The sequence below is a fragment of the Enterobacter cloacae complex sp. FDA-CDC-AR_0132 genome (assembly GCF_003010695.1).
GTDB lineage: Bacteria > Pseudomonadota > Gammaproteobacteria > Enterobacterales > Enterobacteriaceae > Enterobacter > Enterobacter ludwigii.
This window is the reverse complement of the sequence record NZ_CP027618.1, coordinates 4,839,574-4,854,873: the sequence shown is the minus strand read 5'-3', so window position 1 is coordinate 4,854,873 and position 15,300 is coordinate 4,839,574. Positions and strand designations below refer to the sequence as shown.

Annotated in this window: 11 protein-coding genes and 1 pseudogene; 10 read left to right on the top strand and 2 right to left on the bottom strand. The window is 41.9% G+C overall.

Annotated elements, in window-relative coordinates; translation table 11 throughout:
* Positions 1 to 394: 394 nt before the first annotated feature.
* Genes AM379_RS23535 through cap3 form a run of 4 tightly spaced genes read left to right on the top strand, consistent with a single transcriptional unit; the run spans position 395 to position 4,983 of the window.
* Complete coding sequence (locus AM379_RS23535) at positions 395 to 1,468, top strand: CBASS cGAMP-activated phospholipase (protein ID WP_181010272.1); 1,074 nt, start codon at positions 395 to 397, stop codon at positions 1,466 to 1,468.
* Positions 1,468 to 2,766: a CBASS phage resistance system c-GMP-AMP synthase DncV gene (gene dncV / locus AM379_RS23530; RefSeq protein WP_004960895.1), complete on the top strand. Its 1,299-nt coding sequence runs from the start codon at positions 1,468 to 1,470 to the stop codon at positions 2,764 to 2,766. The genes AM379_RS23535 and dncV overlap by 1 nt, the downstream gene beginning before the upstream one ends.
* Positions 2,766 to 4,535, top strand: coding sequence for an E2/UBC family protein (locus tag AM379_RS23525; protein ID WP_106504313.1), 1,770 nt, complete (start codon positions 2,766 to 2,768; stop codon positions 4,533 to 4,535). Before dncV ends, AM379_RS23525 begins: the two co-directional genes overlap by 1 nt.
* Before the next feature lie 40 nt (positions 4,536 to 4,575).
* Positions 4,576 to 4,983 (top strand): CBASS system CD-NTase/cGAS isopeptidase Cap3, encoded by a 408-nt coding sequence (gene cap3 / locus AM379_RS23520; RefSeq protein WP_233433218.1) that lies wholly within the window; start codon positions 4,576 to 4,578, stop codon positions 4,981 to 4,983.
* A gap of 345 nt (positions 4,984 to 5,328) precedes the next feature.
* Here cap3 and AM379_RS24710 read toward each other — a convergent pair whose 3' ends face one another.
* Complete coding sequence (locus AM379_RS24710; RefSeq protein WP_071586668.1) at positions 5,329 to 5,931, bottom strand: hypothetical protein; 603 nt, start codon at positions 5,929 to 5,931, stop codon at positions 5,329 to 5,331.
* 9 nt (positions 5,932 to 5,940) lie between these two features.
* Positions 5,941 to 6,300 (bottom strand): mCpol domain-containing protein, encoded by a 360-nt coding sequence (locus AM379_RS23510; RefSeq protein WP_106504311.1) that lies wholly within the window; start codon positions 6,298 to 6,300, stop codon positions 5,941 to 5,943.
* An 839-nt stretch (positions 6,301 to 7,139) separates the two neighbouring features.
* On the opposite strand from AM379_RS23510, the pseudogene AM379_RS23505 reads away from it, so the two are divergent.
* The 6 genes and pseudogenes from AM379_RS23505 to AM379_RS23480 all read left to right on the top strand — a co-directional run bounded on the left by AM379_RS23505 (position 7,140) and on the right by AM379_RS23480 (position 14,967).
* Positions 7,140 to 7,925, top strand: a pseudogene (locus tag AM379_RS23505) (ArdC family protein).
* A gap of 416 nt (positions 7,926 to 8,341) precedes the next feature.
* Positions 8,342 to 9,451, top strand: coding sequence for an ABC-three component system protein (locus AM379_RS23500; RefSeq protein ID WP_223363192.1), 1,110 nt, complete (start codon positions 8,342 to 8,344; stop codon positions 9,449 to 9,451).
* A 3-nt stretch (positions 9,452 to 9,454) separates the two neighbouring features.
* A complete protein-coding gene (locus AM379_RS23495) occupies positions 9,455 to 9,949 on the top strand; it encodes a three component ABC system middle component (protein WP_000881071.1) in 495 nt (164 codons plus the stop codon).
* On the top strand, positions 9,949 to 11,934 hold the full coding sequence (locus tag AM379_RS23490; RefSeq protein WP_000273879.1) for a DUF3732 domain-containing protein: 1,986 nt from the start codon (positions 9,949 to 9,951) through the stop codon (positions 11,932 to 11,934). Before AM379_RS23495 ends, AM379_RS23490 begins: the two co-directional genes overlap by 1 nt.
* Before the next feature lie 145 nt (positions 11,935 to 12,079).
* Positions 12,080 to 13,321: an HAD-IA family hydrolase gene (locus AM379_RS23485; protein ID WP_071562429.1), complete on the top strand. Its 1,242-nt coding sequence runs from the start codon at positions 12,080 to 12,082 to the stop codon at positions 13,319 to 13,321.
* Positions 13,318 to 14,967, top strand: coding sequence for a DNA-processing protein DprA (locus tag AM379_RS23480; protein WP_196547718.1), 1,650 nt, complete (start codon positions 13,318 to 13,320; stop codon positions 14,965 to 14,967). Before AM379_RS23485 ends, AM379_RS23480 begins: the two co-directional genes overlap by 4 nt.
* Positions 14,968 to 15,300 lie beyond the last annotated feature (333 nt).

Sequence of the window (15,300 nt, the reverse complement as noted above, 5' to 3'; positions counted from 1 at the left end):
AGGTACCTCGTGCCAATATCATGGCCTAACGTTTGTTGGTGTAAGTAGGGATGTTATCGTCGTTGGCCTTATGGTTAGGAATTATCTTGCCTGTGGGGGGCTTCACTTTAGGTCAGGCAGGCTTCAAGAGTTTGGTTCATCGGACACTGCCTGATAGTGCCAGTGGATGTCACGTACCGCAAAGAGTCATCGAATGATTCTTCTTCGTTTCAAATGAAGACCTTCCTTTGATTGGATATAAAATGTAAAAATTCTAACTTTACAGGTTAAATCAGCATGTTTTATAGAATTAAAAGTGTTTTATACTAATTACAAAAACACTGATTATTTGTACATTGAAAAGAATAAAAACAGACATATCTTATAGCTATATTCTCTGGTTATGGGGTTTTCAATGTCTGAATTGCATGTAGTCAATGACCATGGAGTACGGCTACTCTGCCTAAATGGTGGTGGGGCCAGAGGGATGTTTACAATCAGTGTGCTTGCTGAGATTGAGAGGATACTTGCCTCTAGGCATCCTGACCAAGAAATCAGAATTGGCGATTACTTTGACCTCATCGCTGGGACATCGATAGGTGGGATCTTGGCTCTCGGCCTTGCTAAAGGCAAGAGTGCTCGCGAGTTGGAATGTGTTTTCTTAGATAAAGCGAATGATATTTTTCCACCAAGATGGTGGCCATTCAATCTCCTTAAATCACTTGTTTCTCCCATTTATAGTAGTAAACCACTTCGACAAACAATTGAAACGATGATCGGTGGTGAGACCACCTTTAATGACTTGGTCCGGAGAGTAATGGTCCCGGCAGTCAATCTTTCAACAGGAAAACCTCAGTTCTTCAAGACACCACATAACCCAGATTTTACCCGCGACGGTGCACTTAAATTGATTGATGCCGCACTCGCAACCTCCGCTGCACCGACGTTCTTTGCACCACACCATTGTGAAGATCTTGGTTCTTATTTTGCTGATGGAGGTCTGGTCGCCAACAACCCCAGTTATATCGGATTTTTGGAAGTTTTCAGGGACATGAAGTCTGATTTTCCTGATGTTGCTCATAAAGACATACACATACTTAATATCGGTACTACCGGGGAAGAGTATTCACTTAGCCCAAGGCTGCTGAGCAAAAAATGGTGGAATGGCTACTGCCGACTTTGGGGCGTAGGTAAAAAACTGGTCCTTACAACCATGACGGCTAACCAACATCTCCATAAAAATATGCTCCTGCGCGAGCTTACGCTCCATGGTGCCTCCGATAACTACACCAGTCTGGATGAAGTGATCCCTAATGAAGCTGCCAGCGACATCACTCTGGATAATGCCACGAAGAGTTCCATTGAAAATCTGAGTGCAAGGGGAAGACAACTCGCTACTGTGCAGTTCGCTCAGAACCAGAAGCTTAAGAGCTTTTTCACTACACCTGCAAAACCCTTTAAGCGCGCAATCGCGCAGGAGAAATTCTGATGCCTTGGGATTTTAACAATTACTATAGTCACAATATGGATGGCTTAATCAGTAAGCTCAAATTGAGCCAGACTGAATCCGATAAACTCAAAGCACTTCGTCAGATCGTACGTGAAAGGACGAGAGATGTATTTCAGGAAGCTCGCCAAGTCGCAATTGACGTGAGAAGGCAAGCGCTGACACTTGAAAGTGTCAGATTAAAACTTGAGAAAACAAACGTTCGCTACCTCTCCCCCGAAGAACGTGCTGATCTAGCGCGACTTATTTTTGAAATGGAAGATGAAGCACGCGATGACTTCATCAAATTCCAGCCTCGTTTCTGGACTCAAGGAAGTTTTCAGTACGATACGTTAAACAGGCCTTTTCATCCGGGGCAGGAAATGGATATTGATGATGGCACCTACATGCCCATGACGGTGTTTGAATCCGAACCGAGCATTGGACACACTCTGCTCCTCCTTCTCGTGGATACATCACTGAAATCACTAGAAGCTGAAAACGATGGCTGGGTATTTGAAGAAAAGAATACCTGCGGACGCATCAAAATCTATCGGGAGAAAACACACATTGATGTGCCGATGTATGCGATCCCTAAAGAACAATTCCAGAAAAAACAAACAGCAGCAGATTCCGCACACCTCATAAAGTCAGATTCGGTGTTTGAATCTTTTGCATTGAACCGGGGGGGACGCGAGGCTTATGCCGTTGAGTCCGACAAAGTGAACCTAGCACTTCGCGAAGGGATCAGAAGATGGTCAGTCAGCGACCCCAAAATTGTTGAAGACTGGTTCAACGAAAGCTGTAAACGTATCGGCGGGCATCTGCGTTCAGTTTGCCGGTTTATGAAGGCTTGGCGGGATGCACAATGGGAAGTAGGGGGCCCTTCATCAATCAGTCTGATGACTGCGGTCGTCAACATCCTCGATAGAGAATCTCATAATGGCTCCGACCTCACCGGGACGATGAAACTTATTGCCAGGTTGCTGCCTGAGGAATTCAATCGCGGTGTGGAAAGTCCCGACGATACTGACGAAAAACCATTGTTCCCTGCGGAAAGTAACCATAACGTGCACCATAGAGCTATCGTTGAAACTATGGAAGGTCTGTACGGTATTTTACTTGCCGCTGAGCAATCAGTAAGTCGGGAAGAAGCGTTACGTAAAATCAACGAAGCATTTGGTAAACGTGTGACTAATGCTCTATTAATCACGTCAAGTGCTGCAGCTCCGGCATTTCTCAATGCACCATCCAAAGAGCCATCATCTAAACCAATCAACAAAACGATGGTAAGTGGCTGATGGAGGACGGGAAGCTCCATCAAGTGATGACGGGATGCGGGTATCGCTATATGCGTGCCCGCAATCTCCCTGAAAAATCGATTCTGCACAGCAGGGAGCGAGGTGCAGGATATTACACGAAAGAATACGCGACTGATGCCGGTAATTTTAATGTTGCATTGGTGATTCATCCCGACCCTTTCACAGAACTGCCGACAGCATTCATTATTGAGCAACCTGAACAGTTCAAAAGTTGCCTTATGCCCCATGTCGCCCTGGAAGGGTTCCTTTGCTATGTTGAGCAGATGGAAGCAGACTGGGATTCCAACGAGCTGGAAGCGACATATAAAGAAGTTGATGCACAGATACACCAGACCCTCATTAATTCGGTATCCGCTGCTACGCAAGGGGTAAATGATAAGAGAGAACTGGAAGGGGAGTTTGCCGCATACTGGCGTCCCAGCGAGACACTCTTTCTTCTGTCAAACGCAAGTCGGGGGACCACACTTAAAACCTCTTTGGCAAAATTACTTAAGTCTGATGGAACTACAAGACAGGAGTACATAACGGTTGAGGAATCCTCCCCGGAGGACTCGGAAGCCGTTATGACCAAGTGGCTCAAACAAAGGTATTTCCCCAGAACTTCGTTAAAAGAAATACCCATCAGCACGCATTACATTTCTGTAAATCCCAGCCGTCTTGCCGGGATGAAATGGCCACCGGCTTCATTCCGGGACTTACTGGAATGGCTTGAAAAATCAGACCACAATGCCAGAGATAGAGTCATTGAAAACATCAAAGCCGAAGGGAAGAAAAGGTACATTTTTCTCTTTGATGTTTTAAACCAGGACATCTTAGCTATCTATGTTGAGTTCAATACGCTGTCTGTTGATTTCAGAAGGTACCGGAAGACAGCCAAAAACTCAACGGTCAAGCTTGCGGCGATGTTGGGTGGCAAAAGTGTTTGCACGGAATATCAAAGGCTGGGTGTCATTCGTGCTGACATTGCGACGCTCCTTAGCCGGAATACACGACGGAAGGGGGCAGTAAGTCTTTCAACAAAGCGTATAGCGTTGATAGGTTGTGGAACAATTGGAGGGTATCTGGCCGAATTATTACTCCGCAACGGAGCCGGATGTGGTAAGGGTTATCTGCATCTTTATGATGATGATATCTACAAACCCAGTAATTTTGGCCGTCATACCCTATCATCACATGATTTCGGGTGGCCTAAATCCCTTTCACTTGCGGCAAAGCTCCAGGAGTCTGTGCATTTACAGACAAAGGTTGTTGGATTTATGGAACAATTCCGTATCAGCGCAGATGAAATGCAGAAGTACGACATCATTATTGATGCGACAGGACGCCCACCTGTGTCAAAACGCATCGCTGCGGTGGTTAGACAGATTCCACTGGAGCAAAGACCATTTATTATTCACGCGTTCAACGATGGCAACGGCCGGGCATCAAAAGTCTTTATTGATGATGGCCGAAGCTGTTACGGGTGTATGGTTTCTAACCCTGCAAAATACCATAAAGGAACCGATTCAAGGTTTAATGATCTTGATATATCAAGCGAAAAAAATAAAAGTTGTGGCAGCACTTACACCCTTTATGATGCAGCAGTTAGTAGCATAACGTCATCTCTGGCCCAGATGGCCGTGTTAAGTACTCTAGAACCAGAGTTAAAGTGGACTTACAATGAACATATCCTTGAGGGGGGGCGTTCGCTCAGGCCTCAATTTTTGCCACATCAGCCTAATTGCCCTGTGTGTAATGAACATAAATGAATTGGTATTCATCGATAATTTTGACAATCATGTAGTGGTCATGAGCGAAGTCGTTCGACTGCTCAAATCATATCGCCAAATGCAATATGTCAGCACAGAAGCTGGAGGGGTTCTGATAGGAGAACGCCGGGGACCTCACATCGTTATAACTCACATTTCGGAACCAGGGCCGGGTGACATCAGGACACGTAATCGGTTTGAAAGAAAAGGTGACCATCATCAGCTGAAAGTAGATGAACTGTTTGAACAGTCAAATGGCTTTCTTGTTTATTTAGGCGAATGGCATACACATCCCGAAGATTTTCCTCAACCGTCTTATACAGACATGAAATCTTGGCTGACTGGACTGAACGCAGCAGAGACAATGCTCCTGATTATTGTAGGCAGAAAATCTGAGTGGGTAGGAATAAAAAACGGAAATGATATAAAAAGTATAAGAGAGAAGTAAAAAATAGATGAAGTTATTGAGTTGCACTCATTTTTCAGATATTAGACATTATTAACAGTATAGTTTATGTGTTAAAAGAAATTTAATATGATGTCTATTTTGGGGGCATCTAATGGAGAGAGGGCGAAAAAAAAACACCACTCGAATTTTCCTCGCGATTCTTTATAAGTGGAGACGCCCACAATAATCAGTTTTGATGAAGTATATGGGGTGTGCAGGGGTATTGTTCTAGGGAAATGGCTACTGAAAGGAGTTTATCCATGATTAATATATCAGTAGCGCGAATTATCCTTCTATTTTAAAAGAACGAATATGGATGATTGTGGTAATTAAACATTCCGAAAATTAATAAAAAGATATGTCGGAGTCAGTGTTAAGTGATATTCTTTTTATTGATATTCTCCCCACGGATTTTCTGTCTGTATAATATCGACCAGAAAGTTGGAGCGCATTCTTACTTTCAATTACGTCGAATATGGTCGAGCCAATATACTCGCTCCAACTAGGGTTTTTAGGGGTTGATTTATATACATAATACAATTTGTTGTTATCCAATTCCTTAGTTGGCGTTGCTTCTAGCGTAACAGATTTAACTGTGGGGCCGTGCATTTCTATCTTTGTTACAAGGAGTGCTTGCTTTATTTTGGCGCGGACTTCAAATTCATCATTTGTTTCTGTGATTATATGTCCAACCCAAATTCCATTTAAGTCAGGATATATGTCTTTCTTGAAAAACCTTATTGTTCCCCATATTAGTCTTGATATCTTTGATGAAAGTAGAAAGAAGTTTATGATAATGGATGCTAATGATGATATTGATAACAATTTGAACAGGCTTAAGTCAGAAGACAGAACTGTCTTAAAGATCCAAAATGAAAGTATTGTGACAAACAAAGAGATTAGTGATACCGTTTTTAACAACCAGTCAAATCTTATTATTCTAAACATTTCGCACCATTATAATATGTCTTTGTAAATAGAAATCATATTCTTACCGTTGCTTTTAGAATTTAACAGTGCAACATAGGCTTCTCTTAGATTCGCTCCCACACCAGCTGAAAATGTAATTTCGTCAAAGGAATAGGATTTTATCTTATCAAAAACAAAGTTAAGATTGACCTCGTTGTCTGTTTTCGCTGTAACACCATCTGCGGCTTGGAAAATTATCTCAAATCCATTGGATAAGAGCATTTTAGATATTTTTATTGTGGTATCATTTAATTTGTTGCTTATGTATTTCAACCTCTCTTCTGAGTTGGATAAGTATGATGAGGTTATTTTTCTCCCCACATCATCACCATCTATCGCTATGTACATATTAACTCCAAACTAACATGGATTATTATCTAAGTGGTTATATTATATCAACCCTGAATGCTTAGTTGCAAATGAATTTATTTACTTAAAAACGTTGCGGTTTAAATTGTATTTATACCCAGCCAAAACGAGGTTTGCATTTTAAATTTTTTAATGTTAATGGGTTTAATCCTATGTCTTGTTAAATACATCAAGTGTATTGAGACTTTATATGTTCAATGTGGCGATTAATTCAATTGTTCTGCTTGTAATCTACACTTAAATGATAATTATTAAATCTTTACACTAAAAATTTTTCATGACATTGGCATTATAATTAAGTGAAATAATATACCTGTTAAGCCCTTTGAGAATAATTCCCCGGTTACGGTGCTGTGGCCATTTCCAAGAAATCTCTCACCCCAGACCTAGGTGGTGGTGGATAGACTGGATGCTGCGTTCAATAATGAGACAGCCCGGCTCCGGTTGTAAGTGATGTCGGAACGAGACAATTAATTTAAGAACAAACCGCCCCCGGTTAGCAGGATCGTCTCGTCCGGCAGCAAAGCATGCTAACACCTACATGAAGTCCCTGTCAGTGCAGGCCCCTGACTCAACACCACCATTTTACTTTTCACCACTGCGAAGTAAGGAGCGCTACGCCCGGCTATGCAGGGGCAGTTTTTCTCCTGTGCGCTTTTCGTTCCTGTATCGGCTTTCTGTTAATCGTTTCCCAACACAACCCGTCCCGCAAGGGTAAATGGCACGCATGCTGCGCCTTTGCAGGACAGAACGATGCCGGGAAAGCGAACCGTCAGGCGATACGAAGACGAAAATCACACACTGACGGAGAAAAAACCATGACAATTTCCCTGCTTAACCCCCGGACAAGCGCCCCTAACACCGCAGCGGCGACCAGCGTATCCCCGCTGGACCCGTCAGGCTCCTCAAAAACGAAATTTTCTAAAACCAGAAAGGATATTTATCAGACCGTTACCGACAACATCATTGCAGCACTGGAAGCCGGTGTTAAACCCTGGTCCTGCCCTTGGCAGCGTGTATCCGGCATGTCTGGTCTGCCATCCAATTACACAACCGGAACCCACACTTGAGAAGGAAAACGACGCCGGAGAAGTTGAACAAATCCCGATGCTGAAAACCTTCACCGTATTTAACGTTCAGCAAATCGACGGTTTGCCCCTGACAACGGAAACGGTCAGCCCGGAAGCGACATTTGACCCGTTGCCGCAGGCTGAAAACCTGTTCAGGAAGAGCGGTGCAAACATTATTGAGAAAGGACAAAATGCCTTTTTCCGACCCTCAACTGATGAAGTCTGGTTACCGGAGCGCCATCTGTTTCGGATGCGGCTAACTTCTACGCTACCGGTCTGCATGAGCTGGCTCACTGGAGCGGGGGTAAAAAACGCCTTAACCGTGAAATGAAAGGGAAGTTTGGCAGTGCGGATTATGCAGAGGAAGAACTTGTCGCGGAGCTAGGAAGTGCTTTTGTGATGGCTGATCCTGGCATTGAAGGAGAGGTACAACATGAAAGCTATATTGCTTCCTAACTGAAAGCGCTGAAAAACGACAAGCGTTATATTTTCAAAGCGGCCGCTGCGGCATCAAAATGCATCGTTATTGAATGATTTAAGCTCAGGGTTAAGAGAGGGACAGTGGATCAAAGCAAAAAGCCCGCTCAGGTTTCCCTAAGCGGGCTTCTTTAAATCTGGCTCCTCTGACTGGGATCGCCTTTGCCATTAACTGGCTAATAAATAAGCTAATACGGAACTCACTTTCTGTCAAGACCACCAGAATGACCACCATTAGATAGGATATTGCCTGACCTGAGAATTTTAAGTGATCTGGCTATGCTTTACATGAAATAGCCTAGATTTTTACGCTTCTGTACTTGTAATTTGTAGCAAAATGTGTAAAAAAATTTCTATTTGGATGGAACTAGATGGTGACTTCAAGAGTGAAAGGGCAACCTCAGACTAGGCGTAAGACTGAGGTTCCAGGTCAGGCACTAGGCTACAGCCTTCAATTCACACGACTCACGCACATGCTGCTTCAAGCGCCGGAGGGAAGTGTGTGCAGTTTAGAACTTCTTGATGATGTAGCTCAAGAGGATGGAATTGGCGGTGTTAAACTCGTTCAAAGTAAAAGTGCCCTAACTGCTAATCCTGTGGCTGATCGAGCAAAATCACTTTGGAAAACGCTCTCAAATTGGGTTGAGCTTATTGCATCGCCAGGGTTCGATGTGAATAAAGCCATTTTCGAGCTTTATGTTTCTCGTCCTGTTGAAGGGCCAATCGTTAATAGTTTCGCCAACGCGAACACTCAGGAAAGCGCTCGGGTAGCTATCGCACAAGCTCGCACTGCATTATGGGGTAATGCTCCTCACTTTGATTTTAGAAAAGATATCTCAGCAGAAATTGCGCCATATATTGAAAAAGTATTTACAGCAGACCCTGATCTTGTAGAACGACTCATTTGCAATTTTCAATTGACGCATGGTAGTGGCAGTCCTCAGGCAGACCTTGAGGCGCTAGTTCGAAGTCATCCAGTATCCCCATCTAAGGTCTGCGATATTTGCAATCACCTTTGCGGGCAGGTCAAGCGTCATATTGATATGCTATTAGAGGCCGGTCAGCCAGCAGTTATTGCACGTAATGACTTTCATATCTGGTATACATCGTTCGTCCAAAAAATTGATCGACAAACGGTCCTTTCGAGTCGCGCTCAGGCACCATCAGAGGAGGTCTCACGAGAATATCTTCCCGATAACTTCGTTAAACAAATGGACATCATTGGATTGTCATACGAGGAGATGCTCGGAGCTGTCAACGATTATTTAATGGCCTCATTTGACCGCACCGATTGGGCTGTAAGAGGTGAAGTTGATGAAAGTTCTTTTGACGATCTTGATGAGATTCTGACACGCTCATGGAAGAATAAACAGAGAGCCTGTCGGTTGAATCATAGAGAAAAGTCTGAACAGGACCAAGGCCAAATTTTATATTCAGACTGCATGCAGTTTGCTGTGCCGGTTCAGTCAATGTCACCTCCTGGATACTTCATCCCAGGCTGTTTCCACATGCTGGCCGATGATTTCGTCGTAGGATGGCATCCTGGCTATGAGACTAAGCTAAAGGGCAAAAAGGTGGCGTAAGATATGCTGGCTAGAGAAGTCCAAAATGTTCAGAATCCTGCATTAGGTGCTACGCTCGTCTGGCGTTTTTGTTGTGGCTATGTCGAGGCTCATCGCGTAGATGCTTCACCGCCTCTTCCTTTACTCTTTTTCGTGCTCCCTATCATTTTGCATCAAGCAACCTCAGAGTTTGTGAAGCGCACTTATAAAAGCTCGGGTCTACGGGCATTTGCGGCAAAGTTTGGGGATTCCTCAGTGTCCAAACAGGATTTATTGCTTCAAGTGCAAGAACGATCAATTCGTTGGCGTAAGCTCAGCTTGCAATCCATTGAACTTGCAGTCGCTGGACAACTGATCATTCTCCAAGATACAGGCGAGGTAATTCCACTTTCGAGAACCAAGGCAAGGGGTTTGCCCGACGAGGTGAAGCAACTTATAGATTTGGCGGAAAAACTTGGTGCATGGTGCGGTGAACTTACCATGCATGAGGTTTTGACAACGTTGAAGGTGAAACTCTAATGTATTTCCAAATTCGAGGTATTGTGCTTTGGCCGCGAAACAAAAAATTCAAACCTCGCACGTTGCGGTTTGAGCTTGGTAAGGTCAACGTCATTAGTGGGGCTTCGCGCACGGGTAAATCAGCTGTTATTCCCATCATAGATTATTGTCTCGGTGCCAGTACTTGCTCAATTCCTGTGAATACCATTCGTAAATACTGTGAATGGTTTGGCATTGTTGTGGCGACTGAGCAGGGTGATAAGCTCTTGGCTCGAAAGGAACCAGGAGCTCAGCGTAGCACCAATGATATGTTCCTGCTGGAAGCAAAGGAAATAAATAAGATCCCCCACCATCTTAGTAAAAATACTAATGTAGTAGCAGTTAAGAGACTACTTGATGACCTCGCCAATTTGCCTAATCTTGACTTTTCTGGTGGAGAAGACTCCTCGGGGTTCGATGGTCGTCCCGCGTTCCGAGATTTAGCTGCATTCACATTCCAGCCGCAGAATGTAGTTGCCAACCCGGATGTTCTATTTTTTAAGGCTAACACTTACGAGCACCGAGAGAAGTTAAGGAAGATCTTCCCCTACATACTTGGCGCAATCACATCGGCTTTGATGGCCAAGCAGTTCGAGTTGAACAGAACTCGCCAGCTTCTACGCCGCAAAGAGCGAGAACTCAGAAATGCTCAGGATGTCTCCGCACGGTGGCTTGCCGATTTAAGATCTAAGTACAGTGAAGCACAGGAGCTTGGTTTGGTCCCCAGGCTGGAGGGAGAGATATCACGAAACCAAATGATTGAACATCTTGAAGAAATAATCGTCCGCACAGACCTAACTTTGGCTGTTAGCACATTAACGATTTCGGATGCGCTACGCGAGTTAAATAATCTAGAAAGTGAAGAGCGGGTTGTTTCGCGTGAACTCACTACGCTTCGTCATCGTCTGGAAGAAATGAATCGAATGCGAGCGGGTGTTCAGCAGTATCATTCGGCATTATCAATGCAGAGAGATCGTCTTCAACTGTCGAGTTGGCTGGTTTCACATTCAAGCGATGAGATGGACTGCCCCATGTGCGGCAGCCACACTGACTCAGCGAAACGAAAATTGCAGGTTCTGGCTCAGCGACTGGAAGAGGTAGAGAGTGCTGCGAATGTCGACAAGGACAAGGAAGTGCCAGCAGCCTTCGATCGGGAGTTGCAGCGCGTCACATTAGAAGTTGATAGCACCACCGAACGATTGAGATCCGTGCAGGTCCGTAAAAGAGCGTTGACGAGTAGATCGAAGGAAGCCAGTGATCAGCAATTTTCTGTGAAACGTACCGAGCGTTTTATAGGCAACATCGAATCGTCATTGGATCTACATCGTAAACTGGGCAATGACAGTGAACTTGTCGAAGAAGTGCGAGTGCTCAAGCAAGCTGTGCAGACATTAGAAGTTGAACTCCACGAGCAAGATATTGAAACTCGTAAACATAAAGCACTGCGAGTTATCAACAAAAATGCTGGGAAACTTCTACCCTTTCTTGATGTAGAGAATCCCCATGATCCAATCTCATTAGAAATCAACGATTTAACTATTAAAGTTCATGGAGTTGAGCGCGATGATTATCTTTCAGAGATAGGAAGTGGCTCGAATTGGCTTTCCTATCACTTGGCAGTGTTGCTCTCACTTCATCAATTCTTTCTAGGACAATTAGGCAGTCCTGTACCGGGATTTCTTGTGCTTGATCAACCTAGCCAAGTTTACTTCCCCAAGCCCATATCACATCAGGATATAGTTTTAGAAGAAGAACCCAAGGTTCGTGATGAAGACGTGGAAGCTATACGCAAGGCTTTCGAAGTTATGGGCAGTGTTGTACTTCAGGGGAATGGAAATCTTCAACTTTTAGTCCTGGATCATGCATCGCGAGCAGTGTGGGGAAATATTGATGGGGTTGTTGGCCTGCCCGAGTGGCGTGATGGAGTCAAGCTTGTTCCAATGGAATGGCTTTCAGAGAATAAATGAAAATATTCGTATTGGTAAGAAAAAATATGATTCAAATGAATAGATAAGTCTTACTATCTTTCTGTGGTTAGAGATATTTGACAAGTTTTTATTTATCACATGAATCTTTTTCGATAAATAGTTCCATTATAATATGGAGTTGAAAATGTTTGAATTGTGTATTTTTGATTTAGATAATACTTTGATACATACAGATGATTTGAAAGAAATAAGAGAGAGCCTTGCTAATAATGATGATGAGGGTATTCTAGACGATTTATCAGAAGCCCTTGAGGAAGATGTGGATAGAATTATATATTCTCAGGATCTTATACAAGAAATAATTTCTAGACATCCTAACATCTTCTTGATTATTTTTACTAGGTCACCACGTAGTTATACCGAAGCAGTTTTAGCGTGGGCATACCCTGATATAGAATGGGATATGCTGGTTTGCTACGAGGATGTGAGGCCAACGAAACCATATGGGAAAGGAATTCATTATGCTATGAAGGAATTTGATATTGACGATCTTGAGCGAGTTATAATGATTGGTGATACAGATGTCGATATAAAAGCTGCTTACAATGCCGGTTGTTTTGCAGTGCTTGATAAAAGTGGTTGGCCATACAAGTATGCACAAGGACATTGGAATGCACTCGGTTTAATTCCTGATGCAATTATAAATAGTCCTGAGATAATATTAGATGTTTTAGATGAACCATGTAAATTCTTACCAAGTTTAGAATGTTTATTATCTTCTGATTACATCATTTCTAAAAGATTTGACAAACTTAATCATTTTATACCAAAAGCTATTGGTGGGGATACAACCACTTTCCCTATATATTCAGCTGGCAGAAATTTTTCAAATTATGAATCGCTTAGTTACAAAAGGTATGAACATTCACTTACTAATTCGATAGAGAATAACAAAAGCTCTACCAACTTTCCTGCTCAGTGGATCAGTAGTCTCAGAGAATTTCTTCGTACTGAATGTGCAGGCTTTTTTGGGGCGACAACGACAATAATTACCTGTGTTCCTCATCGGCCTGGGCGTGTTCCTCGCTTAGAGCACCTACTTAATCAATTAATGATTTCACTAGCAAATGATCCAATTGAACACTGTAATGTTATACTGGTACCAGATCTATTAGCCTACCGTGATGGAGTTCGTTCGCAGCATGGTGAGCATTTGAGCCACGGGGACCGATTTATGAACGTCAGAGATCATTTGATTACTGGTAATGTATCTAAACTGGCTTTGGCTGATAAAGTGCTTGTAGTTGACGATGTGGTCACAACAGGAGCATCGTTAATATATGCATCTAAATATCTAAAAGATGCAGGGGCTAGGAATGTTATACTATTTGCTTTAGCTAAAAATATAAGTGACATCTTAAGATGAACAACAATTTAACAGGAATCATTACTCCTTCTACAAAGTTATTACTTACACTCTCGATGATTAAAGGAGTAGGTCCAGTTCTACTTAAAAAAGCAGCATCTTTATTTTCATTTTCAAATATTTCATCAATAGATGAACTGTCAAGAACTGATCCGAAATTTTCGTCGTTGGTCAACAATGCAGAAAATTTTTTGTTGGCAAAGGAAAAGGCTGAAAAGCAAATTGAATATGCTGACAAATATTCTTTTCGAATAATATCTGTATTGGATGATGATTATCCAAAGTTATTGTCCGAAACAAAGGATGATCCTTGCTTATTGTATGTTAAGGGACGTTTATTTAATTATCCTGATAATTCCGTTGCTATCATCGGAACTAGAGAGCCGACTCATCATGGAAAGCTGATTACGGAAAGGATAACGAAATTCTTTGTAGAAAAGAATTGGAGTATTGTGAGTGGATTAGCATTAGGCTGCGATGGTATTGCCCATGAAACTGCATTAAATTGTAATGGGCATACTATTGCTGTCTTGGCTCATGGTTTACAAACTATCGCACCTTCTCGCCATAAAAAATTGGCCTATAGAATAGTTGAAGAAGGAGGTGCGTTGATAACTGAATATCCATTTGGGCAAGACATACAAAGACAACAATACGTAAAGCGAGATCGCATTCAGGCAGGCATGGCTCGTGGCGTTGTTATGATTCAGTCTGACATAAAGGGGGGAAGCTTACATGCCTCAAGAGCATCTTTGGATTATAACCGATGGCTTGCAGTACCATATCCAACAAAAGATGATGTCGAAAGAAATGAACCTAAAACTCAAGCTAACTTACTAATAGCAAATGGGTCCGATTCTGATAAAGTCAAAATTCTTAATTTTGATAAAACTAAGTTGGAAAATATTATCGTTTTGAATGGAAAAAATGATTATAATAAATTAATTGATGGTTTTTATTTGGAAAGAAATTCCAGAAATGCTCCATCTGTAATTGATATGTTTGATTCTCTTATTAAATCAGATGAATCTCAATTCGACGCAGATAATGGTTACGTTTTACAGGAAAGTAACCGGCCCGATAATAAGACAATGACCCTCGATATGGCATCAGATATTTCCATTCAAACAGGAAAATCATCTCAGAATAACTCTGTAGAAACAGACGAGATGAAGAATTCAAAAGTTGGGAAACTGATGGTATCCAGTGATTTTACTTTTGATTTTAATTCGGCATTGAAAAAAATAACCGTTAAAAATGAAAAGTTAATGACAAAGTTAGATAAGCAAGATGAAAAATTACAGCTTATTAAACTACGGTTGAAAATCATTGTCAGGAATTTAAAGTTGTTGCATGGAAATAAATTCCATGAGGAAAAAGAAACTGTTAACATTCTAAAAAACAAATTGATAATCGAAAGTGTTCTTGTCCATATGCTAAAGGTTATAATTCTTTGTAATTTTGAAGGTTCTGAAGCTGACGACATAGTTCCGTTAAAAGGTAAAATTGAAAATATTTTGTTCAATTTTCCAGATTCAATTGTTTTCTGTGATGTTAATTTTCAGTCAGATGATAGTTGTAACCTTTTTGATAATCATAGATTAGTTAAAGTGTTAGAAGAATTTAATCGGTTAGTCTTATCATGAATGTGTTTCCAGGAGGGGTTACCCTCCTGCTGACATTGAATTTCAAAAAAGTGGTTTTTTGTGAGATGGTTATTCCAGTTTTTGATTGGCATTCGTTTTTTTAAAATTTCAATATCCTTTTTTTGTATTATAATAAAAAATCTCTTGGTTTTTTAAATATGAAAACACCTTGGCTTTCAATATCTCACATAGATATTGTATGCAGTTATTAATTTTTATGCCATTTACACCAAGGTTTTATTTTTCATATGAAGTGTGAATTTTATATTTCCCATGCATGTGGTGAAAGTTATTTAGCCCTGCTGTATTAAAGTTTCAGGGCTGTTTTTTTGA

Excerpts from the sequence above, each read along its gene's own strand:
- AM379_RS23480 (WP_196547718.1), top strand. The coding sequence starts at position 13,318 with ATGAACAACAATTTAACAGGAATCATTACTCCTTCTACAAAGTTATTA.
- AM379_RS24710 (WP_071586668.1), bottom strand. The coding sequence starts at position 5,931 with ATGTTTAGAATAATAAGATTTGACTGGTTGTTAAAAACGGTATCACTA.
- AM379_RS23535 (WP_181010272.1), top strand. The coding sequence starts at position 395 with ATGTCTGAATTGCATGTAGTCAATGACCATGGAGTACGGCTACTCTGC.
- cap3 (WP_233433218.1), top strand. The coding sequence starts at position 4,576 with ATGAGCGAAGTCGTTCGACTGCTCAAATCATATCGCCAAATGCAATAT.
- AM379_RS23485 (WP_071562429.1), top strand. The coding sequence starts at position 12,080 with ATGTTTGAATTGTGTATTTTTGATTTAGATAATACTTTGATACATACA.
- AM379_RS23500 (WP_223363192.1), top strand. The coding sequence starts at position 8,342 with ATGCTGCTTCAAGCGCCGGAGGGAAGTGTGTGCAGTTTAGAACTTCTT.
- AM379_RS23495 (WP_000881071.1), top strand. The coding sequence starts at position 9,455 with ATGCTGGCTAGAGAAGTCCAAAATGTTCAGAATCCTGCATTAGGTGCT.
- dncV (WP_004960895.1), top strand. The coding sequence starts at position 1,468 with ATGCCTTGGGATTTTAACAATTACTATAGTCACAATATGGATGGCTTA.
- AM379_RS23510 (WP_106504311.1), bottom strand. The coding sequence starts at position 6,300 with ATGTACATAGCGATAGATGGTGATGATGTGGGGAGAAAAATAACCTCA.
- AM379_RS23490 (WP_000273879.1), top strand. The coding sequence starts at position 9,949 with ATGTATTTCCAAATTCGAGGTATTGTGCTTTGGCCGCGAAACAAAAAA.
- AM379_RS23525 (WP_106504313.1), top strand. The coding sequence starts at position 2,766 with ATGGAGGACGGGAAGCTCCATCAAGTGATGACGGGATGCGGGTATCGC.